We start from the raw sequence: 20,509 nt of genomic DNA, 5'->3' as shown, positions 1-20,509 counted from the left end.
GCTGTGGGTTGGTACGGATAGGGGTGGAACGGCCGGTGGCGCCGGACGACAGGGCAACACGGCGCCACCGGCCGGGTCAGGAGGTCAGCCGGCAGCCTTGGTGCCGTTCGCCTTGTACGCCGCGACGTGCGCCTCGCGCTCGGCGTCCGACATCTGGTTCAGCAGCACGTTCGGGCTCATGAACGTGTTGCCGCGGACGTCGTCGAGGGTCCACATCTTCTTCGGGTCGTCCAGGTCCAGGTGCGGCTGGCCGATCAGCGTCTTGCCGTCGTCGCGGACGTAGCCGAGGTCCGACACGATGTCGGCCAGGTCCTTGTTGTGGTGCAGGGTCTCCCATTCGCGGAACCCGGTCAGCCGGCCCATGTTCGGCGTCGGCCGGCCGTCGTACTCGCTGCGGAACGCGACGGCGTCGGTCCAGTAGCAGGTCTCCGAGCAGTAGGTGCGCCACTGGTCGTCGACCTTCTCGGTGACCATGTCCTCGCGGATCAGGGCCGGCACCATGCAGGTCCAGCAGCGGTGCGGGTACTGGTACCCGACCTCCTCGAAGGCGATCGGCTTGTTCCGGCCCGGGTAGGCGAGCCGGTTGTAGTTCTCCCACCACTTGCCGTACTTGGAGTACCAGCCCGGGTACTTGTGCTCGAACCACTCGAAGTCGGTGTCCGTCATGGCGTCGATCCGCCAGTAGTTCACCGGCCAGCCGGTGGCGAAGAACCGGGCCACCTCGTGCACGTAGCCCTTGTTCGTGATCCGGTTCCAGGCCTCTTCGACCAGGTCGTGCGGGATCGTGAGCCCGTACTTCTCCAGCGGCAGCAGGTAGCTGCGGTAGTAGTCGTCGTAGATCCAGCGGCGCCACATCTCCGCATAGCTCTCCCGGTCCTTGCGCCGGTCCTTGGTGCCGTACTCGATGAACGTGCCGATCGCGGCGTCCACGACACAGTGGTTGTTCCACCACGCGTAGCGCAGGTCGCGCTCGAGCAGCGGGCGGTTGCGCTCGTCGGCGAGGGCCATCAGCAGGATCGAGTAGCCGTTGCTGATGTGCCGCGACTCGTCGGACTGCACCGAGTGGAACACCGTCGGCAGCAGGTAGTCGCCGTTGGCGGCCGCCTCGTCCGGCATGGCGACGAAGAGCGTGTTGGTGAAGGCGGTCTCCGCGACCACCGTCAGGTAAATGTTCGCGGCGGTGATCGCGTCACCGGTGATGAACCCCTCGCCGAACTGCCGGCCGATGGTGCCCGCGTAGTTGTTCGCGAACGCCTTCTCGGTCATGTCGAACCCGGCCGGGTCGATGTAGTTGTTCATGTACAGCTTCTTGAGGTTCATCTGGATCGTCGAGTGCCGGACCTCGTCGATCATCTGCACCGCGAGCCCGTTGTGGATCTCCGGGTTCGGTACCGCGTCGATCGCCATCGGCATCGCCCGGGCCGCGGAGATCTCCGGGAACGGGATGATGCTCAGGAACAGCTTCTGCCATTCCAGCCAGCGCTGCTGGACCTGGCGGAACATGTTGCCCCGGATCGCGCCGTCCATGGCGCCGTAGACCCGGTTGTCCTTCTCCTCCTCCATCGGGAAGTAGGACCGCATGATCTGCTTCAGCGGGTCCTTCTTGGGTGCCCGCTCGAACGTGTAGTCCGTCCCGAACCGGGTGGCCGGTGTGGCGAAGGTCGGCTCCCACGAGAGTTCGGTGATCTTGGCATGCGCCTTGGTGAGACTCTGCCTGCTCATCTCTGCCTCCAGAATTGCCGTTTCCGGCGATGACCGTGTTGCACTGATGAAAGGTGTCCGATGAGCGGGCCGCTGTCTCAATGTGAGACGCGGCTTTCCGGCGGGCGACTTACTGTTGGTCGTGTTCCGCTGTCCAGGAGTCGCCGAGCAGAGGGGAGCCGGGATGCCCACCGACCTGCCTGTCCGGAACACGATCCGGATGTCCTGGCAGCGCTCTCAGGACTCGCTCGTCGACGCCGACCAGCCGGCACCGTCGTACTTCGCCGGGATCGACTACGACACCACCCTGACCAGAGCCGCCCGGCCGGTCATCGACGCGTTGTCGTCGGAGCTCACCAACGAGCCGGTGTGCATCATCCTGACCGACGCCAAAGGTGTCGTGCTGGACCGTCGCGGCGGTGACCGCACCCTGATCCGGCGGCTGGACTCCGTCGACCTGGCCCCGGGTTTCCGCTATGCCGAGTCCGAGGTCGGCACCAACGGCATCGGCACCGCCCTCGAGGTCGGCGGCCCGATCCTGGTCCTCGGCGAGGAGCACTACACCGGCGTACTACGGGGCTTCGCGTGTGCCGGGGCGCCGATCGCGCACCCGGTCACCGGCGGCCTGCTCGGCGTACTCGACATCACGACGCAGGCCAAGAACTCGAACGCTGTGCTGCTGTCGTTCGCCAAGCTCGCCGCCCGGCGGATCCAGGAGCGCATCGTCGAGGAGGCGAACGCGCTGGACCAGGCCCTGCTGAGCGACTACTACGCGGTCTGCCGGCACACCGGCGGCTCCGTGATCGCGCTCGGCGACGAGGTGTTCATGATCAACTCGCACGCCCAGCAGCACTTCGACTCCACCGACCAGGCCGCCCTCATCGATCGCACCCGGGACGCCCGCGGCGGCACGAAGCCGGTGACGTTCATCGCCGACCTGCCGAGCGGGACCATCGCCCGGCTCGCCTACAACCCGACGTTCCTGGGCGACACCCTGGCCGGTGGAGTCATCCAGATCAAGGAACAGCGCTCAGGGACGCGGACGACCAGCGAGGGGCGCGTGCCCGCGCTGCCCGGGCTGGCCGGGACGAGCGCGCTGTGGCGGCACACGATCCACGAGGTCCTGGACGCCAGCGGCCGGGCCGAATGGCTGGTCGCCGAGGGTGAGGCGGGCGTGGGCAAGCTGAGCCTGCTGCGAAGCGTGCGCGACTACACCTCGCCGAACGGCAGGCTGGCGGTGCTCGACGCCGCGGAGCCGGTACCGACGGAGGACTTCCTCAGCCATGCCGGCGCCGAACTGGAGTCCGGCGCGGACCTGATCATCGCCCGCGCCCACCTGCTGAACGGCGAGGCCATCGAAGGTCTGACGATGCTGCTGCAGAGTGCACGCGACGGCTCGATCGGCCGGGATCCCTGGGTCGCCCTCACGATGCTCACCGGGCAGACCGGCGGCTCGGAGCAGCTCGGCACCCAGCTGCTCCACTTCTTCCCGCGAACGGTCGAGGTGCCACCGCTGCGCCATCACCTGGAGGACATCCCGGCGCTGGTCCGGCAGCTCCTCGGCCGGGCCGGTATCACCGGCGTGACGATGTCCCCGGCCGCGACCAACCAGCTGATGCGACTTCCCTGGGCCGGCAACGTCACGCACCTGCGGCGGGTGCTGACCGAGGTCGCCCGGCGCCGCCGCTCCGGCGTCATCGAACTCGCCGACCTGCCGGCCGAATGCCGGGCGACGACGCGGCGGCACCTGACCAGGATGGAAGCACTCGAGCGCGACGCCGTCGTCGGTGCGCTGGCGGCCCATCACGGCGACAAGACCGCCGCGGCCGCCGCGCTCGGCATGTCCCGCGCGACCATCTACCGCAAGATCCGCGACTACGGCATCGTCACCTGAAGTTGCCAAGGGCCACTGATGCTGGCGGGGTCAGGTGCGGCCGAGGGCGGTCAGGTGGCAGCCGAGGGCGGTCAGGTGCGGCCGAGGGCGGTCAGGTGGCAGCCGAGGGCGGTCAGGTGCGGCCGAGGGCGGTCAGGTGGCGGCCGAGGGCGGTCAGGTGGCGGCCGAGGGCGGTCAGGTGATCTAGGCGGCGGCCTCGTCCTCGGCCGAGCCGTCCGCGGTTTCGTGACGGGCTTGGGCAACCAGCCGGCCGCGTGAGGTCTGCGGGAAGCGGTCGAGCATCGCGCGGACCTCCGTGGCATCGACGTTCGCGCCGAACAGTTCGGTGTCGGGGCCGAAGCGCACGCCCTCGGCCAAGGGACCGGCCGGCACCGGGTCGAACCCGAGCGCGTCGACGATCCCCGCGACCACCTCGACATCACCGGGCTCTCCCGCCACCGCGATCGCCTTGCGATCCGGGGCTCCGGCCGGCCGGGCACCGTCCTCGAGGTCGTGGTAGCCCAGGTGGTTGAACGCCTTCACCACGCGCGCTCCCCGCAGGAACTCCTGGACGATCTCGCTGGACGACGTCCGCGGATCGGTCAGATCATCGCGGTGGCCGTCGATCTCCCACCAGTAGTTCATCGCGTCGACGACCAGCTTGCCGGCCAGCGCCTCGGCGGGAACGGTCCGGTACTTGCCGAGCGGCAGCGCGAGGATCACCACGTCGGCACGGGTGGCGGCATCGGCGGCCGTCGTCGCCTCGGCCCCGGGCGTCACGATCTCGACGATCAGCGCGATCTTCGACACCTCACCCGAACCTGCGATCAGGACGTGGTAGCCGGCAGCCACCGCAAGCCGGGCGAGCACCGTGCCGACCTTGCCCGCGCCGAGAATGGCGATCGTGGGCTTCATGCGAGCAGCTCGCGAACCATCGGGATCACCTTCGCGCCGTACAGCTCGACCGCCCGCAGCCGGGCGCTGACCGGCACGGACCCGGCGCTGTAGATCAGGTCGAACCGGCCGACGTCGAGCTTCTTCGCCGCGTCGGCGATCCGGTGCGCCACGGTGTCCGGCGATCCGACGTACAGCGAACCGTGAGCGACCTCGGCGTCGAACTCCGACCGCTTCACCGGCGGCCAGCCGCGCAACGCCCCGATCCGGTCCCGCATCACCTTGTACCGCGGCCAGAAGATCTCCTTCGCCTCCTCGTCGGTGTCGGCGACGAACCCCGGCGAGTGCATCCCGACCGGATGCGCGACGGTGCCGAACTGCTCGGCCGCCCGCCGGTACAGATCGACGTACGACGAGAAGCGCTCGGGCGAGCCACCGATGATCGCGAGCATCAGCGGCAGGCCGTAGTACGCCGTCCGCACGACCGACTGTGGTGTTCCGCCGACGCCGACCCAGGTCGTCAACCGGCCGGACTCGGTCTTGGGATAGACCTCCACGTTCTCCAGCGCGGCCCGGGTGGTGCCGCTCCAGGTGACCGGCTTCTCCTCGAGCAACCGCGCGAACAGCTGCAGCTTCTCCTCGAACAGCACCTCGTAGTCCTGCAGGTCGTAGCCGAACAACGGGAACGACTCCGTGAACGAACCGCGGCCGAGGATGACCTCCGCCCGGCCGTTCGAGATTGCGTCGACGGTCGAGAACCGCTGGAACACCCGGACCGGATCGTCGGAGCTCAGCACCGTCACGCCCGAGCCGAGCTTGATCCGCGACGTGCGGGCCCCGATCGCGGCGAGCACCGTCTCCGGAGTGGAGATCGAGTACTCCGGCCGGTGGTGCTCGCCGAGCGCGATCGCGTCGACGCCGAGCTCGTCGGCCAGCACCGCCTCGTCGATCACCTGGCGGATCGCGGCCGCGGCGGATACCAGCCGGCCTTCGTCGTCCTCCGGGATGTCCCCGAAGGTGTCGAGGCCGAACAACAGGTCGCTCATCAGGCGTCCTTCCCTCTCGTAGGCAGGTCCATTGTGCAAGTCCTGGTTGACATGTCAACACGAGAGAGGGCGTGGTTCATTCCGGGGGTCGCTCAGCACAGCAGATCAGCGGTCGTGCCAGCGCAGGTCGCAGACGACCGCGCGGTGGTCGGACGGGAACACACCGTCGACCGCGTCGCCGGCGATCATCGCCGACTCGACGTTGACCAACTGGTCCTCGTGACCCGGCCGGTAGAAGATGTGGTCGATCCGCTGGTCGACGAGTTCCGGTCCGGCCTCGAGCGGAGCACTCGGATGACTCGACGGCAACGTCACCGCGTCTTCGGCTCCCCCACCGGCGATCCAGGCATCGATCAGTACCTCGCGGAGCGGTCGCAGTACGGCGCTGTCGGCGGCCGCGTTCAGGTCGCCCATCGCGAGCGAAGGACACGGCCCGTCGGTCGAGGGATCGGTCGCCAGGTCCGCCAGCAGCGCGGCCTGCGCCAACCGGTCGTCGCTGTACGTGGTGGCGTGCTCGAGGCAGGCCGCCAGAACGGGCAGCGGCCCAGCCGGATGATCGATGGTGGCCTTGAGTACGACGGGATCCCAGGCACGGTGCCGGGACGGCATCGGGATGGCTTCGTACTGCGTGATCGGCCAGCGGCTGAGCAGAGCCACCCCGAGTTCGACGCCTTCCTGATCCGGATTCTCGGGTGACTCCGGGGCAGTCGGATACGAGGGCGCGGCGAAGACCGCGTGCAGACCGAGAGCGTCGGCCAGTTCGTCGGCCTGCGTTCCGGCGTCGGTGCCCCACACCTCCTGGAGCGCGATCACGTCCGGGGTGAAGCGGCGGACGGTCTCCAGGATGCCGGGTTGCCGCTCACGCCAGCGCGGACCGAAGCGCCACCAGATGTTCCAGGTCATCACCCGGAGTTGGTGGTCCACCGGTCAGTGGTCCGAGAGCTCGGGGTCCAACGGGTCGGGCTGGTGGTCGGGAGGTGAGCCGACCTCGGGGGTCTGCTCGGGCAGCCGGGTCTCGTCGACGAGGTCGTCGATCAACGGCTCTTCACCGGGGTGGTCGGTCATCACAGCGTCCTCTCCAGGTCGGAACTACCAGAGTCCGGCGGCGGCAAGGGCTTCGCGGACGTCGGGGTCGGCAACGGCCAGGTCGAACCGGCGGCGGGCGGCCCAGCACCGCCGCTGCGCCACATCTACCAGGTGCGGCAGGACATCGAGGTCGGCCGGATCCAGGATCGCCCTCAGATCCAGGACCACGGCCGCCGTCCTCAGTTCGCAGGCGTCGAGCAGCAACTCCCGAGCGGCCGCCGCGACAGCTTCGGTCAGCACGCCCTCGACCACGACCCGCGCGGTCTCGGCATCCACCTCGAGCCGTACGGCAGGCGTCGCCGTCGCAGCTTGGTCGTAGGTCTCACCATCGACGATGGTCATATCCCCCGGCCCTTCCCTCACACATGCAACGATTACCCGCACACTGCCCGACGAGTAGGAGCCCGGTACCCCGTTCACCCGCCGCGTAATCACACGAATCCGGGCGGAGATTTCGGCCGGGATTTCGGCATGAACAGGCCGGGCCGGGCCGGGTCGATGGGCGCCGCGGCGGGTACTGGACAGTCATGGGAGAACCGCCACGACGTACCGGCAGGATCTCGAGTCAGGTGTGGAGATCGCTGCTGTTCACCGCTCTCGGCTTCGCGATGACCGTGGCCGGGCTGATCCTCAGCGCCACCGGTGACGGACCGGTCGGTCTGGCCATCGCGCTGCTGGCCTTCGGCTCGATCCTGGTGGTCGCCGGCGCCTACCGCCGGCAGGGCGAGCGGCCGTAGTCAGGGCTCGCGGCGCTTCTTGAGCAGGGAGTGTGTCCCGTCGCACAGCGGCTTGCTGGCCGAGCGCCCGCACCGGCACAACGCGATCGTGGCGCGGCCCGGATCGATCAGCTCGCCCGCCTCGTCGCGCAGTTCGAAGTCGCCGCGCACCAGCAGCGGCCCGTCGGCGTACGCCCGGATCACCGCGCCCTCGCTGTGTTTGTCGTCCATGACCAGTAGGTGCCCAAACTTATGCATCCCGGTTTCGGGCCGGGTACCGGCCGCTCGAACGAGGAGGGTGACGATGCGAGTACCGCCTGCACGGGGGCCACTGAGCGGCTGGCTGATCAGCCGCCTGGAAGGCCACTCGGATCCCATTCCGCCGGTCGACGGCGACCGCGCGGCCCGATGGGCCGACGAAGACTTCCAGCTGACGCTGTGGTGCTGCTACGAACTCAGTTACCGCGGCTTCGACGGCGTGCCCGCCGAGGCCGAGTGGGACCCGGACATCCTGGCCTTCCGGACCAGGCTCGAGGAGCCCTGGTCGGACTGGCTCCGGGACGCCTGGTGGCCGAAGGCAACGACTGAGCCGGTGTCGGCGCAGCTCCGCCGGATGGTCGACGCCGACGACGGCCCGTCGCTGGCGGCGTACCTGCATCGGCACGCCGACCTGGGGCAGTTCGCCGAGTTCGTCGCCAACCGGTCGGTCTACCAGTTGAAGGAAGCCGACCCGCACAGCTTCGGCATCCCCCGCCTCGACGGCGCCGCGAAGGCCGCGCTGGTGGAGATCCAGGCCGACGAGTACGGCGGCGGCCGTCCCGAGCGGATGCACGCCGAGTTGTTCCGTACGACGATGCGCTGGCTGGGGCTCGACGACAGCTACGGGTACTACGTTCCCGACGTACCGGCCGTGACGCTGGCGCTGTCCAACGTGATGTCGCTGTTCGCCTTCCACCGCCGGTGGATCGGTGCGCTGGTCGGCCACCTGGCGGCGCTCGAGATGACCTCGACCCTGCCGAACCGCCGGTACGCCGCCGGAGCCGCCCGGCTCGGCGCCACCGCGGACCAGGCGCGCTACTTCACCGAGCACGTCGAGGCGGACGCCGTCCACGAGCAGATCGCGGCGCACGACCTGTGCGACTCCTACGTCGCCGATCATCCCGAAGCGGCCCCCGACGTCCTCTTCGGTGCCGCCTGCTCACTCGGCATCGACAACCTCTTCGCCACCCACCTGCTCACGACCTGGCACGCCATTCCCGACGAACAAGCAGCAAGCTGAGCCGATGCCGCCTGCTGAGCCAGGTGTGGGTCCGTACTACGGTGTGATGGAGCTGTCAGCGTGGAAATCTACGCACGGGGAACCAGGGAGGCACTGCGCAGCCTCTCTGGGGAAATGAGGACCGTGACCGATTCATCGGCCGACTCGACCGGCCAGCAGGTGGTGGCCCACGGTCATGAGCTCGTCAGCAACCTCGACGACGGGCTGTTGTACTGCGTGCGCTGCCCCTTGGTCGCCTACGACCTCGACGACGTCGCCACCGAACCCGAATGCCCCATGCCGCTGGGAAACTAGGGCCGCTGGGAAACCAGGGCCGCTCGGAAGCCGGCCGCTATCTCTGCAGCGCCCCGACGGCGAACGACACCACCAGCACCGAGAGCATCAGCGCCGACACCGACTCGACCGCCATCAGCAGCTTGGCCCGAACGGTCAGCGGCATGGTGTCCGTCGGGCTGAAGGCCGACGAGTTGGTGACCGAGATGTACAGGTAGTCGATGAACCCGGGCGCCCAGCCCGACTTGGCCGACGACCGCATCGCGACCTCGCTGATCGCGTCGTGGTCCTCGTCCTGCGGGAACCGGAAGTCGGCCGCGGGCAGCCCCGGGCGGGCCATCCGGACCCGCGTCACCGGACCGCCGCGGTCCAGCTCCCAGTACGCCAGCGCGAACACCAGGACGTTCGTCAGCCACACCTGCGCCGCGGCCGCCAGCAGTTGCCCACCAGCCACCGCGTCCCCGGCGACCAGCGAGTGGATCAACAGCACGAGCGCGGTCGTGTTGGACAACGCGATCAGCAGCACCAGCCCGATCGACAGCCTCCGCAGCAACCGGTTCTGCCGGCTCATCCGACGCGGGTTGGCCAGTAGCAGCGGGATGAACAGCAACAACTCCAGGGCCGGGATCACGTAGCGGGGGCCGATCTGGAACGAGCGCGGCAGGACGGCGTACAGGCCGATCGCCACCATCATCCCCGCCGCAGCCGGCAGCCGGGGCTCCCCCGGGTGCGTCTGTCCTGCTCGCTCCTCGGCCATGCCAGCCACCCTGGCACAACCCGGCGCCCGAACCGGGGCGACGGGGCCGCGTTGCGTCGCGGGCGGGCCGGATGCGAGCCTGTCGCGGTGGTGGACATGGGGCTACGCGGCCGGCAGCGGGAACTCGCCCTCCTGGACGGATTGGTCAGCGCGGCCCGGTCCGGCCGCAGCGAGGCGCTGGTACTGCGTGGCGAGGCCGGGGTCGGCAAGTCGGCCCTGCTCGACTCGTTGGTGGCCCGGAGCGAGACCTGCCGGATCGCCAGGGCGGTCGGGATCGAGTCCGAGATGGAACTCGCCTACTCCGGGCTCCATCAGCTCTGCCAGCCGTTCCTGGCTGCGATCGACCGGCTTCCGCCGCCTCAGCACGACGCCCTCGGGACGGCGTTCGGCCTGCTGACCGGGCCGCCGCCGGACCGGTTCCTGATCGGCCTCGCCGTCCTGAACCTGCTCTCCGACGCCGCCGGCCGGCAGCCGGTGCTGTGCGTGATCGACGACGCCCAGTGGCTGGACCTGATGTCGGCACGGATCCTCGCCTTCGTCGCTCGCCGGCTGGTGGCGGAGTCGGTGGTGATGATCTTCGCGGTCCGCGACGGTGTCGAGCACGAACTGACCGGGCTGGCCGAGCTGGAACTGAGCGGTCTCGGCGAGGCCGACGCCGCGGCCTTGCTGGACTCGGTGTTGCCGGGCCCGATCGACCCGCGCGTGCGGGACCGGATCGTGGCCGAGACGCGTGGCAATCCGCTCGCCCTGCTGGAACTGCCGCAGAGCTGGAGTGCGGCCGAGCTGGCCGAGGGCCTGGCACCGGGTTCGCTGGCCGGCCGGATCGAGGACGGCTTCGTCCGTCGCCTCGAACCGCTGCCGGCCGACACCCGGATGTTGCTGCTGACCGCGGCCGCCGAACCGCTCGGGGACGCGACCCTGCTCTGGCGCGCGGCGGAACAACTCGGGCTCGGGGCGGACCCGGCGACGGCCGCGATCGCGTCGGGGCTGATCAGCTTCGGCCAGCGGGTCCGGTTCCGGCACCCGCTGGTGCGCTCGGCGGCGTACCGGATGGCGTCGCCGCAGGAGCGGCAGGCCGCTCATCGGGCACTGGCCGAGGTGACCGACGCCGACACCGATCCGGACCGGCGGGCCTGGCACCGGTCGCAGGCGACGTCGCGGCCCGACGAGGAGGTTGCCGCCGAGTTGGAACGCTCCGCGCAGCGAGCGCAGGCGCGTGGTGGCTTCTATGCGGCGGCCGCGTTCCTGGAGCGCGCCGCGGAGCTGAGTCCGTCGCCTGGTCGCAGAGCCGATCGCGCGCTGGCAGCGGCGGCGGCGAAACGCGGGTCGGGCGCGCTTGACGCCGCGCTGGCCCTGCTCGCCAGCGTGGCCGCCGGACCTCCCGACGCGCTGCGGGCAGCCGAGACCGAGCAATTGCGCGGACAGATCGCCTTCGACCTGGGCCACGCTCGCGAGGCCGCCGGCTTGCTTCTCGAGGCCGCCCGAGGGCTCGAACCGCTCGACGCCACCAGGGCCCGGATGGCCCATCTGGAAGCCATGTCGGCGGCGATCTGGGCCAGCGGGCCGGACGCTCCCGGCGTACTGGCTCAGGCTGCGAAGGCCGCCCCTGCCCCGGCCGAGCCGGCTACTGCGGCCGACCTGCTGCTGCAGGCCTTCGCGAAGCGGGTGCTGCGTGGCTACGCGGCTGCCGCGCCGGACCTCACCAAGGCTCTGGACGAGGCACGCGATGCCATCGTCCGCGCCGACGATCTCCGCAGCTGGCTCTGGCTGGCCGGGAATCGCGCCGCCGGAATCATCGCACTGGAGGTCTGGGATCTCGCCGCCGCTCAGGAGCTCTCCAGCCGGCAGGAGCAGATGGCCCGGGAGACGGGCGCGCTCGTCCAACTGCAGTTCGCACTCAACTTTCGCGCCAACCTCGACTGCCTGACCGGCGACCTCGCCGCCGTCGCCCGCTGGGTCGAGGAAGGCCGCCAGATCGCGGTGGCGACAGGCCAGCCCGAGGTCGCATTCGGCGGCCTCCTGCTGGCCGCCTTCCGTGGCGCCGAGAAGCCCGCGACCGACCTGATCGAGGCAACGATCGCGGCGGCGACCGAGCGCGAGCAGGGCCGCATGGTCGACTTCGCGTTCTTTGCGAAGTCGGTGCTCTGCAACGGACTCGGCCGGTACGACGACGCCCGGGACGCCGCGCTCCGCGTCTTCGACCAGGACGTCCTCGGGTACGGCGTACTGGTGGTCGGCGAGCTGGCCGAAGCGGCCTCCCGAACCGGCGACACCAAACTCGTCGAGTCCACGCTCGCCTGGCTGACCGAACGCGTCACTGCCACGCCGACCGACTGGGGACTCGGCATCGAGGCCAGGGTCCGCGCCTTGCTCAGCGCTGACGAGGAAGCCTACCGCCGATCGATCGAGCACCTGAGCCGCACCAGCCTCCGCGTCGAGGTAGCCAGAACACAGCTCCTGTACGGCGAATGGCTGCGTCGCGAAGGCCGCCGGGTCGATGCTCGGGAGCAGCTCCGGTCGGCCCACGACCTGTTCACCACCAGCGGACTCGAAGCCTTCGCCGAACGCGCCAGGCATGAGTTGCTCGCCACCGGCGAGACCGTCCGCAAGCGCTCACCAGAAACCAGCAGCGACCTCACCGCCCAAGAGGCGCAGATCGCCGGACTGGCGCGCGACGGCCTGACCAACCCGGAGATCGCCGCGCAGCTGTTCATCAGCCCGCGCACGGTCGAGTGGCACCTCCGCAAGACATTCGCAAAGCTCGGCATCACCTCTCGCCGACAGCTCCGTACTGCCGTGTCCTGAGGCGCACAGGCTCATTCACTCCAGCACGGCCGCGGCCGGCTTCGTGCGGACGGTCATTCGTTCGCCGGGGCGGGTGAAGATGCTCAGGATCTCCACCGGTTCGTCGCCGGTGCTGCCGAACCAGTGCGGGACCTGGGTGCCGAACTCGGCGATCTCGCCGGGTCCGAGGACCCAGTCCTCGTCGCCGAGCACGACCCGCATCCGGCCGGACAGGACGTAGAGCCATTCGCGGCCCTCGTGCGCCCGGGGCTCGGGCGTGACCATGCCCGGCGGGATGACGATCTTCCACGCCTGTGTCCCGTCCGGCCGGCGGGTCAGCGGGATCACCGTCCGGCCCTTGACCTGGCCGGCCTTCAGGTGGATGCGCGGGTCACCCTGCTCCGGCGCCGCGACCAGATCGCCCAGTGGCACCCGGTAGACGTGCGACAACGCCAGCAGCAGTTCCAGGGTGGGCCGCCGCTGTCCCGTTTCGAGGCGCGACAACGTGCTCTTCGAGATCCCGGTCGCCTCGGTCACCTCGGCGAGGGTGAGCCGGCGCCGGGTCCGCACGTCCTTGAGCCGGCCGGCGACCTGCTCGAGTACGCCGGCGATCTCGATCGCTGAAGTGTCCTTCACGCGACTCATCTGACGCCCCTTTCCCACTTTCGGCAACCTTCCTAGGCGAACACGGGCCTCGGGTCCAGCCTGAGACCACCAGCCGGTACGACGTACCGCCCGTTCCGAAGGAGTCACCGTGACCGCGCCAGACCCGACCAACGTCCCCGGCTCACCGACCAAGCACCAGCTCGCGCTGATGATCTGGCTCGCGGTCTTCCCGACCCTGACCCTGCTCAACCTCGCCCTCGGCGACTGGCTGCGCACCCTCACTCCGGTCGTCCGCACCTTCGTCCTCGCCTCGATCGCCGTCCCGATCGTCATCTACGGGCTGATGCCCCAACTCCACCGAGCCCGCCGCCACCTCCTGACCCGCAGGGCCGGCTCGCGGAGAGTCGCGTGACCACCGCACCCGTCCTCAGCCCGGCCAGTGCCGGCGGAGCGCTCACCACCCGCCGGCTCAACGTTCTGCGGGTCGGCTACGCGTTCATGGGCGTGGGGCTCGCGATCGTCAAGTGGCCGCTGCTGATCCACGACGTTCGGACGCTTCCGGTGCCGGCCGGAGTCGTCACCTGCCTGCTGACCGCCCTTTCGCTGCTGGTCTTCCTCGGCCTCAGATACCCCGTGAAGCTGCTGCCGATCCTGCTCTTCGAGGTGACCTGGAAGGTCATCTGGGTCGCCACGGTGGCGATCCCCCACCTCGTCGCCGACGACCTGAACCCCGAGGCCCGCGCGGTCCTGGTCAACTGCCTCTTCGTGGTGGTCGTCGTGGCGGTCATCCCATGGCGGTACACGTGGACCCACTTCGTCCGCACCCCCGGTGATCCTTGGCACTAAGGCCGTTGCTCGAAGGTGGGTCCGGCGAAGAGGTCGTCGCCGTCCTGGAGGTCCATCAGGGCGGCGGCTTTTGCTTTCAGGGCGTACATGGTGCGCGTGGCGGCGCCGAGTAGCTCCGGACTGCCGTTGAAGGCCTCCTCCAGTTGCCGCAGCAGCGCGCGGTACGCCTGGTTGAACTCCTCCTGGGCGACCCGGATCGGAGTGCCCGCGGCGTGATCGGACAGCCGGGGGTTGTGGCGCAGCGGGCGGACGCCTTCGAAGTCGACCCGCACGGCCTCACCGGTCGGGCCGGACTGCGGCGTGTCACCGCGCTGGTAGCGCCGGCCGACCTTCAGTTCCTGGAACCGGTAGTAGTGCGCGACCTCGTCGTGGTCAGGATGGAAGATGTCCTGGTCGCCGTCCCACACCTCGCCCCGGGCCGTGCCCTCACCCTCGTCGACGATCTCCTCCAGTGCCGTCAGGGCCGACTCCAGATCCTTGATCGGGGCCACCTGGCCGCCGCTGTGCCGGAACGGGCCCGCCGACACCTGGCGCGCTGGATCGCCGGCGAAGACAGCCTCCGCGCCGAGTTCGGTGCACAGGTACCGCAGCCCCTCCTCGATGGCACTGTAGAACTGCCCGATCGTCTCGTACCGATCTGTTTCGGCCGGGCCGCCGGGCGGGGCGGGCCGCTCGAGGCGCAGGAACATCTCGAGCGCCTCCGGTCCGAACGGCACCAGCGACAACTCCAGGTCACGATCGCCGTGCGGCAGCCGCCGGGGATGAGGCGGAAGCATTCCCGGCGTGTCCAGCCGCGGTTTCCCACCCACGGCGTTGAGCAGGTTCGCCGCCAGCGCGAGGTGGATCATCTCCTCGACGAAGACCCCTGCCACCGCCTGGACAGCGTCGGGATTGCGCGTTTCGTCGAGCGAGTACAACGCGTACAGATAGGGCGGCAGCGTGGCGTGCTCCAACTCGATCGCCCATTGGAGATGCTCCCGCAGGCTCTCCAACGTGGTGATCGGCGCCAGCACCGCGGTCCGTTCTTGCTGATCCATGGGTCTCACTCCGGTGATCGAGGAACGGTGACGTGGAGCGTCACCCGGTCACCAGCTAAGACAGTTCACCCCCGCGTGGTGTGACAGCTCTACTGCTCGAAGAGCATGGCGGTGGTGCCGGCGTCGACGAAGAGTTCGGTGCCGGTGATGGCGCGGGCCTCGGTGGAGAGCAGGAAGGCGACGGCGTTGCCGATGTCGTCGGACTCGATCGCGGTGGGCAGCATCTGCTTGGTGGCGACGAAATCGGCCAGCAGGTGTTCGTTGCCGCGGCTCTCCACCGCACCCGGATGGACGATGTTGCAGCGGATGTTCCGCAGCCCGTAGTCCCGCGCGATCCCCCGGGTCAGCGCGGCGAGGGCGGCCTTCGTCGCGGCGTACAGGGTGAACGTCTCGGCGGCGCCGGCGGCGTGCACCGAACCGATGTTCACGATGCTGCCGCCGCCTCCTGCCAGCATGACCGGCAGGACCTCCCGGATGCAGGTCCACGGCCCGCGGTAGTTGATCGCGTGCACGCGATCGAACTCCTCGGGCGTCGCGTCCGCGCCGTGTTTGCGCAACCCGACGCCTGCACTGTTGACCAAGGCATCGATCCGCCCGAACTCCCGAACCGTCGCCGCGACCACGTCCCGCACCGACCCGGCATCGGTGGTGTCCAGGGCCATCGGTACCGCGTCGGCTCCCGCGCCGCGCACCTCCTCGGCCACCGCCACGGCGGCCGGCAGATCCTGGTCCGCGACCACGACGGTCCATCCCTTGGCTGCGAGCACCCGGCAGATCCCGTTGCCGATCCGGACCCCGCCGCCGCCCGTGACGATGCAGACCGACCGCTCACTCATCCCGTGTCCCTCCGCTGGTGTACTGGCCGGCCTCATTCCATCAGGTCGGCAGCACGAAGAATGCCCCCGCGGGCCGGCGGGGGCATTCTTCGTGATCGGACGGGCTACTTCGCCAGCGTGTAGCGGATCAGGTCGTTGCGCAGTACGTCGCCGGAGACCTTCACGATGCGCAGCGTGTGCTGGGCGTCCGTCAGACCGGTGCGGCTGAACACCTGCCGCGTGGTGACCCGTACGTCGCTGTGCAGGTTGACCCGGGTGACGAGCTTGCCGTCCAGGTAGACGTCGGCCTCGCCCTGGTCCGGAGCCAGTGCCGTGACCCAGTCGATGCCGGTACCCCGGAAGGTGAAGTTGATCGCCGCGCCGGCTGCCGTCGAGGCGTGCACGTCGTCGCGGTAGTCACCCCGGAAGCTGAAGTCGAGCTTCGTACTCCCGACCGGCTGCGTCGCCAGGTACGCCTTCTTGATCGTCACCACCTTGCCGTCGACGGTGTAGTCGGTCCCCTTCACAAGAGCCTTGCCACCGTTGGCGATCGAGACGAGCTCACCCGGGTCGCGCCCGATCTCTGTCGTCACGTCGGCCTGGGCACCCTGGTCGAACGCCGCCGTACCGGGGTTCAGCAGACTCTCCTGTCGGACGACCAGTTTGTCGAGCAGCATGAACTGGCCCGACTTCTTCACCGCGCGGATCGTGTGGCTCCCGTTCGGCAGGTTCGAGATGCTGTAGACGACCTGTTGCGCCGAGCGCGAGTCCGCATGGGTGTCCACGGTCGCCTTGAACGCGCCGTCGACGTAGATGTCGACCTCGCCCTGCGACGGATCCTTCTCGGTGACGTAGTCGACCCCGTTGCCGACGAAGCTGTACGAGAAGGCGTCGCCATTGGTCTCGGTGTACTGCACGTCGTCCTGGTAGTCGCCGAGCCCACGCCCCGTACTCCGGCTCCACGAACCCGTGTAGACGATGCCCGGGTCATCGTTGTTCAAGGCAACAGTCCGTACGCCGGACGTGGTGACCGGCGTCGGAGCGGGCGCCGTGCCCGAGTCGGTCACCGTGACCGTCAGCGGCTCGGAGACGGCCGGCACCTCGTAGTTGTTGTTGCGCTGCCAGGTTCCGTCGTACCCGACCCGCAGGTCGTCGTCGTTGACACGGATCGCGGCCTGCTTCTGCGGCGTGACCTTGAACAGCCGGACGCCGTGCGGAGGCACGACCGCCGCGGTGTAGCCGGAGGTGAACTTGCCCAGATCCTTGCGAGCCCACAGGTCGCGCACGGTCGCCGAACCGTCCAGGCCGAGATCGGCGAAGTTCGCCGTCAGGTTGGCCTCGGTGGTCCCGAGGTTGAACAAGGCAACGGTGTACGAGCTGTCCGCGTTCAGCGCGTGCCAGACCTGCTTGTTGGTCCTGGTCGACACCGGCTGCGCCGGACGCCCGGCCTGGTTGACCCCGATCACCTCAGGGTTGGTGAGCAGTTCCACGCCGTACGAATCGAGCTTGGTCATGTCGTTGCCGATGTAGAAGGGTGCGGCGGAGACGGCCCACAGCGTTGCCGCCGTACGGCGTTCGTCCTTCGTCAGCCCGTCCATCGTGCCGTTGCCGACGTCGAGTGAGTCGAAGTCGTTCCAGCCACCCGGCCCCGCGTGCCGCCACCAGTCGGCCGCCTTCGGGAAGAGTCGCGCGATGTTCGGCCAGGCGGTCAGCGCCTCGCCCGGGCAGTAGCACTCCACGTCCCACTCGACCCGCCAGCCGTTGGCGACCGACTTCCAGTAGTCGGCGTAGTTGATGTCGAGGGCCCAGGACAGTTCGAGCCAGATCTTGTGCCGCGCGAGGGCCTGCGACCAGCCCTTGACCTCGTCGCGGGCGTCCATCGACAGGTCGTTGTGACCCGAGCCCGGCGTCACGCTGTCGAACTTGAGGAAGTCGATGCCCCAGGAGGCGAACAGGTCGGCGATCGAATCGATGTACGCCTGCGCGCACGGCTTCGTCATGTCGATGCGGTAGCCGAAGCCCCAGTAGTCGCCCTGCTGCAACGGCTGCTTGGCCAGGTCGCCCGTCCTGCACTCGGGATGACCGTAGACAGGGAGGTTGGCGTCCAGCATCGCCTTCGAGATGCCCGGGATGCTGTAGAGACCGACCTTCTGGCCGTTCCCGTGGATGTGGTCGATCACCGCCTGCAGGCCGTTCGGGAACAGCTTCGCACTCGGTACCGGCCGACCGTACCCGTCGGTGCCGCCGTTCCAGGCCGCGTCGATGTTGATGTACTTGTACCCGTACTGCTGAAGCTTCTGGTGCATCGCGTCCGACTGGGCGATGAGCTGGGCCGCGTTGATCCAGCCACCACCGTCGTTGGAGTACACCTGCATGCTGTAACTGCTCCACCCCATGTACGGCTTGGCAGCCACGGCCCCCGCCGGCCCGAGCGAAGCGCTCGACGTGGTGGTGACGTGCGCAGGCGTGGAGATGCTCGCGTTCGTGGTACTCGTCGTGGTTCTGGCGTCAGCTCGCGGCGCGGCCGGCGTACCGCGGGGATCGCGCGCGGCGGAAGCAGTGATCCCGACCGGCAGCACAGCGACGGCGACCCCCGCCAGCACGCCCCGCACCACCTTGTTTCGAAGGAACCTGGTCATCAGGGTGTGACCTCACAAACCACATATCGAATAGGATATTGGAACCCTGAGGGCTGCCGGAGGCGATGTCAAGATCTCGATGCCGACATTCTTGATCGAGTTAATTAACCTGCGCCGACCGACCGCCACCGCCGCGGTCGGTCGGCGTTCGAGTCAGGGCAGGACGACGACCTTGCCGGTGGCCTGGTCGGTCTCCATGTAGTTGTGGGCGGCAACGATGTCCTCGAGGTCGAAGACCTGGTCGAGGTTGGGGCGGTAGGTGCCGGTCTCGATCTCGTGGACGATCCGCTGCAGGGTTGACGCACCCGCGCTGCCCTTGAGGGTGTCGCTGTGGAAGGCGGTCAACCGGGTGCCGGACGGGATCATCGCGATCGGTTCGAAGTCCCGGATCAGCCAGCCGCTGAGTGAACCCGCGACACAGACGGTTCCGCCACGGCGTACCGACTGCAGTGAGTCCGCCACTGTGCTCGCCCCGACCAGGTCCAGGACGTACTCCGGTCCGTCGGACCAGGGCAGGCCGGCGCCCAGCGACCCGTCGGCGTCGATCAGCACGTGGTCGACACCGGCCGCCGTCAACGCGTCGGCCTTGTCGGCCCGCCGGGTCGTCGCAGCGACCTCCATCCCGTAGCCGGATGCGATCGAGGCGGCCGCCATTCCCACCGACGAGGTCCCGCCGCGGATCAGCAACCTCCCGCCCGACCCGGCGTCCAACGCGTCCAGCGCGCCGTGCGCAGTCAGGTAGGTCTCCGGCAGCGCGGCCAGCACCTCCCACGGCAACGAAGTACTGATCGGCATCAGCAGCGAGTTGGGCAGCAACGCGTAGTGCGCATAGCCGCCGTCGAACGCGCGGCCCATCTCACCCATCACCGCCGCGACCGTCGTCCCCTCCGGCAACGCCGGATCGGTCGAGTCCGCGACGACTCCCACACACTCGATCCCCAGCACCCGCGGAAACACCACGCTCGGCGAATGACCCTGCCGGGTCCTCAACTCCGAGCGGTTCAGCCCCACTCCCTTCACCTGCACCAAACTCCAGCCGTCCCGCACCTCCGGCACGGGCAGGTCACGGATCTCCAGAACCTCCGGGCCGCCCGCTCTGACACAGACTGCCGCTCGCATCGTCGTACTCATGTGTTCACTCTCGCCAGCGGGCGTCGTGACCGGCCACCGGTAAACTGCCAACTTATGCTCGTCGGCCGCCAAGCTCCCCGCTCGTCCCAGCTCTGGGCCTCGGGAGGCATGCACCTGTGGACCTCCGGTGGCACGAGCCCGGCGCAGTCGCATCGCCGTGGGCATCTCGTGTACGCCGCGAGCGGTGTGCTGACAGTGCACACCGAGCACGGTACGTCGATCGTTCCGGCCAACCGGGTCGGCTGGACACCGGCCGGATTCACGCACTATCACCGGGCTCACGGCGAGACGGAGATGCGAATCCTCTTCCTGCCGGCGTCACTGGCCCGGCGGATCCCCGACCGCCCGGCGGTGTTCATGGTCTCCGCGCTGGCCCGCGAACTCCTGCTCGCACTGACCGGCCCGCGCAACTACGACCCCGGCAAACCGGCGTACGACCGGGCCGCGACCGCTCGCCTCAGCCGGGCTCTCGTCGACGAACTGCCTGAAGCACAAGAGCAACCGCTGCAACTCCCTGAGCCGCAAGACGACCGCCTGCAGGCACTCGCCCGCCTGTTGTACGACGACCCGTCGACCAACACGTCACTGGCCGACCTCGGTCAGCGGATCGGAGCCAGCGGCCGCACCCTGAGCCGGCTCCTGCACGACGAACTCGGGATGACCTTCTACGAATGGCGCACCCAACTCCGCATCTACAACGCCCTCGTTCTCCTGGCCCACGGCCACGACACCACCTACGTCGCCCACGCCTGCGGCTGGTCGAACCCCAGCAGCTTCATCACAGCCTTCACCAACCTCATCGGCACCACCCCCGGCCGCTACCGGACCCAAGGCCAGCTCAGAGGAACGCGCAAAGCAGCCGCCGGCACCGAACCGGATCCTCGGTGAGACCGGCACCAAGTTCGCCGTACCGGAGGACCGGGAGGACGATCGCGTTGGACCCGTGCGCGAGTTCGCCGTCGAGCTGGAGGTCCCACCGGGCTCGAGGGTTCGCGGGCAACGAGGTCAGCGCCCTCGTTCCACCCC

The 20,509-nt window shown here is 69.1% G+C and carries 21 protein-coding genes; 8 read left to right on the top strand and 13 right to left on the bottom strand.

The genetic code is table 11. The annotated features are described in order from the left end of the window. Positions 1 to 84: 84 nt before the first annotated feature. A complete protein-coding gene (locus EV138_RS30500; RefSeq protein ID WP_133983166.1) occupies positions 85 to 1,722 on the bottom strand; it encodes a ferritin family protein in 1,638 nt (545 codons plus the stop codon). 163 nt (positions 1,723 to 1,885) lie between these two features. Between EV138_RS30500 and EV138_RS30495 the strand changes: the two genes are divergently transcribed. Beyond that, positions 1,886 to 3,595: a sigma-54-dependent Fis family transcriptional regulator gene (locus EV138_RS30495; RefSeq protein ID WP_202867008.1), complete on the top strand. Its 1,710-nt coding sequence runs from the start codon at positions 1,886 to 1,888 to the stop codon at positions 3,593 to 3,595. A gap of 183 nt (positions 3,596 to 3,778) precedes the next feature. On the opposite strand, the gene EV138_RS30490 is transcribed toward EV138_RS30495, so the two are convergent. The 5 genes from EV138_RS30490 to EV138_RS30475 all read right to left on the bottom strand — a co-directional run bounded on the left by EV138_RS30490 (position 3,779) and on the right by EV138_RS30475 (position 6,942). Further along, a complete protein-coding gene (locus tag EV138_RS30490) occupies positions 3,779 to 4,489 on the bottom strand; it encodes an NADPH-dependent F420 reductase (protein ID WP_133983164.1) in 711 nt (236 codons plus the stop codon). Next, a complete protein-coding gene (locus EV138_RS30485; protein ID WP_133983162.1) occupies positions 4,486 to 5,514 on the bottom strand; it encodes an LLM class flavin-dependent oxidoreductase in 1,029 nt (342 codons plus the stop codon). The genes EV138_RS30490 and EV138_RS30485 overlap by 4 nt, the downstream gene beginning before the upstream one ends. A gap of 105 nt (positions 5,515 to 5,619) precedes the next feature. Beyond that, positions 5,620 to 6,417, bottom strand: coding sequence for an endonuclease/exonuclease/phosphatase family protein (locus EV138_RS30480; RefSeq protein WP_133983160.1), 798 nt, complete (start codon positions 6,415 to 6,417; stop codon positions 5,620 to 5,622). 24 nt (positions 6,418 to 6,441) lie between these two features. Continuing rightward, the gene (locus EV138_RS37490) at positions 6,442 to 6,579 is read right to left on the bottom strand and encodes a hypothetical protein (RefSeq protein ID WP_166678804.1); all 138 of its coding nucleotides are present in this window, start codon (positions 6,577 to 6,579) and stop codon (positions 6,442 to 6,444) included. A gap of 24 nt (positions 6,580 to 6,603) precedes the next feature. Then, positions 6,604 to 6,942 carry an STAS domain-containing protein gene (locus EV138_RS30475; RefSeq protein WP_133983159.1) on the bottom strand — a complete coding sequence of 113 codons (339 nt, stop codon included), beginning with the start codon at positions 6,940 to 6,942 and terminating at the stop codon, positions 6,604 to 6,606. Positions 6,943 to 7,169: 227 nt separating this feature from the next. Here EV138_RS30475 and EV138_RS37485 point away from each other — a divergent pair, with 227 nt between their 5' ends. Further along, positions 7,170 to 7,337, top strand: coding sequence for a hypothetical protein (locus tag EV138_RS37485; protein WP_166678803.1), 168 nt, complete (start codon positions 7,170 to 7,172; stop codon positions 7,335 to 7,337). Here EV138_RS37485 and EV138_RS30470 read toward each other — a convergent pair whose 3' ends face one another. Continuing rightward, entirely contained in the window at positions 7,338 to 7,547 is a 210-nt protein-coding gene (locus tag EV138_RS30470; protein WP_133983157.1) for a CDGSH iron-sulfur domain-containing protein, read from the bottom strand. A gap of 73 nt (positions 7,548 to 7,620) precedes the next feature. Between EV138_RS30470 and EV138_RS30465 the strand changes: the two genes are divergently transcribed. Together EV138_RS30465 and EV138_RS37480 are read left to right on the top strand one after the other, a co-directional pair. After that, positions 7,621 to 8,595 carry an iron-containing redox enzyme family protein gene (locus tag EV138_RS30465; RefSeq protein ID WP_133983155.1) on the top strand — a complete coding sequence of 325 codons (975 nt, stop codon included), beginning with the start codon at positions 7,621 to 7,623 and terminating at the stop codon, positions 8,593 to 8,595. Between the two features lie 123 nt (positions 8,596 to 8,718). After that, a complete protein-coding gene (locus tag EV138_RS37480; RefSeq protein WP_157979594.1) occupies positions 8,719 to 8,889 on the top strand; it encodes a hypothetical protein in 171 nt (56 codons plus the stop codon). 37 nt (positions 8,890 to 8,926) lie between these two features. On the opposite strand, the gene EV138_RS30460 is transcribed toward EV138_RS37480, so the two are convergent. Next, positions 8,927 to 9,625: a hypothetical protein gene (locus EV138_RS30460; RefSeq protein ID WP_133983153.1), complete on the bottom strand. Its 699-nt coding sequence runs from the start codon at positions 9,623 to 9,625 to the stop codon at positions 8,927 to 8,929. 96 nt (positions 9,626 to 9,721) lie between these two features. On the opposite strand from EV138_RS30460, the gene EV138_RS30455 reads away from it, so the two are divergent. Next, positions 9,722 to 12,430, top strand: coding sequence for an ATP-binding protein (locus EV138_RS30455; RefSeq protein ID WP_133984565.1), 2,709 nt, complete (start codon positions 9,722 to 9,724; stop codon positions 12,428 to 12,430). A gap of 15 nt (positions 12,431 to 12,445) precedes the next feature. On the opposite strand, the gene EV138_RS30450 is transcribed toward EV138_RS30455, so the two are convergent. Then, complete coding sequence (locus tag EV138_RS30450) at positions 12,446 to 13,054, bottom strand: helix-turn-helix domain-containing protein (protein WP_133983151.1); 609 nt, start codon at positions 13,052 to 13,054, stop codon at positions 12,446 to 12,448. A gap of 109 nt (positions 13,055 to 13,163) precedes the next feature. Between EV138_RS30450 and EV138_RS30445 the strand changes: the two genes are divergently transcribed. After that, positions 13,164 to 13,427, top strand: coding sequence for a putative antibiotic biosynthesis monooxygenase (locus EV138_RS30445; protein WP_238158513.1), 264 nt, complete (start codon positions 13,164 to 13,166; stop codon positions 13,425 to 13,427). Continuing rightward, a complete protein-coding gene (locus tag EV138_RS30440) occupies positions 13,424 to 13,861 on the top strand; it encodes a hypothetical protein (RefSeq protein WP_133983149.1) in 438 nt (145 codons plus the stop codon). The genes EV138_RS30445 and EV138_RS30440 overlap by 4 nt, the downstream gene beginning before the upstream one ends. Here EV138_RS30440 and EV138_RS30435 read toward each other — a convergent pair. The 4 genes from EV138_RS30435 to EV138_RS30420 all read right to left on the bottom strand — a co-directional run bounded on the left by EV138_RS30435 (position 13,858) and on the right by EV138_RS30420 (position 19,483). Then, positions 13,858 to 14,898: a ferritin-like domain-containing protein gene (locus tag EV138_RS30435; RefSeq protein WP_133983147.1), complete on the bottom strand. Its 1,041-nt coding sequence runs from the start codon at positions 14,896 to 14,898 to the stop codon at positions 13,858 to 13,860. The two genes, EV138_RS30440 and EV138_RS30435, sit on opposite strands and share 4 nt — an antisense overlap. Before the next feature lie 89 nt (positions 14,899 to 14,987). Then, entirely contained in the window at positions 14,988 to 15,734 is a 747-nt protein-coding gene (locus EV138_RS30430; protein WP_133983145.1) for an SDR family NAD(P)-dependent oxidoreductase, read from the bottom strand. Between the two features lie 104 nt (positions 15,735 to 15,838). Continuing rightward, complete coding sequence (locus EV138_RS30425; protein ID WP_238158512.1) at positions 15,839 to 18,352, bottom strand: X2-like carbohydrate binding domain-containing protein; 2,514 nt, start codon at positions 18,350 to 18,352, stop codon at positions 15,839 to 15,841. Between the two features lie 153 nt (positions 18,353 to 18,505). Continuing rightward, positions 18,506 to 19,483, bottom strand: a complete 978-nt coding sequence (locus EV138_RS30420) for a zinc-binding dehydrogenase (protein ID WP_133983143.1) — start codon at positions 19,481 to 19,483, stop codon at positions 18,506 to 18,508. A 108-nt stretch (positions 19,484 to 19,591) separates the two neighbouring features. Between EV138_RS30420 and EV138_RS30415 the strand changes: the two genes are divergently transcribed. After that, entirely contained in the window at positions 19,592 to 20,371 is a 780-nt protein-coding gene (locus tag EV138_RS30415) for an AraC family transcriptional regulator (protein ID WP_133984559.1), read from the top strand. Positions 20,372 to 20,509: the final 138 nt, after the last annotated feature.

The organism is Kribbella voronezhensis (assembly GCF_004365175.1).
GTDB lineage: Bacteria > Actinomycetota > Actinomycetes > Propionibacteriales > Kribbellaceae > Kribbella > Kribbella voronezhensis.
The sequence above is the reverse complement of the archived record's forward strand: the minus strand, read 5'-3'. Positions and strand labels throughout refer to the sequence as shown.

Bases quoted from the DNA above. Each gene is read 5' to 3' on its own strand.
- EV138_RS30480 (WP_133983160.1), bottom strand. From the start codon at position 6,417: ATGACCTGGAACATCTGGTGGCGCTTCGGTCCGCGCTGGCGTGAGCGG.
- EV138_RS30460 (WP_133983153.1), bottom strand. From the start codon at position 9,625: ATGGCCGAGGAGCGAGCAGGACAGACGCACCCGGGGGAGCCCCGGCTG.
- EV138_RS30450 (WP_133983151.1), bottom strand. From the start codon at position 13,054: ATGAGTCGCGTGAAGGACACTTCAGCGATCGAGATCGCCGGCGTACTC.
- EV138_RS30495 (WP_202867008.1), top strand. From the start codon at position 1,886: ATGCCCACCGACCTGCCTGTCCGGAACACGATCCGGATGTCCTGGCAG.
- EV138_RS30430 (WP_133983145.1), bottom strand. From the start codon at position 15,734: ATGAGTGAGCGGTCGGTCTGCATCGTCACGGGCGGCGGCGGGGTCCGG.
- EV138_RS37490 (WP_166678804.1), bottom strand. From the start codon at position 6,579: ATGACCGACCACCCCGGTGAAGAGCCGTTGATCGACGACCTCGTCGAC.
- EV138_RS30415 (WP_133984559.1), top strand. From the start codon at position 19,592: ATGCACCTGTGGACCTCCGGTGGCACGAGCCCGGCGCAGTCGCATCGC.
- EV138_RS30465 (WP_133983155.1), top strand. From the start codon at position 7,621: ATGCGAGTACCGCCTGCACGGGGGCCACTGAGCGGCTGGCTGATCAGC.
- EV138_RS30455 (WP_133984565.1), top strand. From the start codon at position 9,722: ATGGGGCTACGCGGCCGGCAGCGGGAACTCGCCCTCCTGGACGGATTG.
- EV138_RS30425 (WP_238158512.1), bottom strand. From the start codon at position 18,352: ATGACCAGGTTCCTTCGAAACAAGGTGGTGCGGGGCGTGCTGGCGGGG.
- EV138_RS30435 (WP_133983147.1), bottom strand. From the start codon at position 14,898: ATGGATCAGCAAGAACGGACCGCGGTGCTGGCGCCGATCACCACGTTG.
- EV138_RS30500 (WP_133983166.1), bottom strand. From the start codon at position 1,722: ATGAGCAGGCAGAGTCTCACCAAGGCGCATGCCAAGATCACCGAACTC.
- EV138_RS30485 (WP_133983162.1), bottom strand. From the start codon at position 5,514: ATGAGCGACCTGTTGTTCGGCCTCGACACCTTCGGGGACATCCCGGAG.
- EV138_RS30470 (WP_133983157.1), bottom strand. From the start codon at position 7,547: ATGGACGACAAACACAGCGAGGGCGCGGTGATCCGGGCGTACGCCGAC.
- EV138_RS30490 (WP_133983164.1), bottom strand. From the start codon at position 4,489: ATGAAGCCCACGATCGCCATTCTCGGCGCGGGCAAGGTCGGCACGGTG.
- EV138_RS30420 (WP_133983143.1), bottom strand. From the start codon at position 19,483: ATGAGTACGACGATGCGAGCGGCAGTCTGTGTCAGAGCGGGCGGCCCG.
- EV138_RS30475 (WP_133983159.1), bottom strand. From the start codon at position 6,942: ATGACCATCGTCGATGGTGAGACCTACGACCAAGCTGCGACGGCGACG.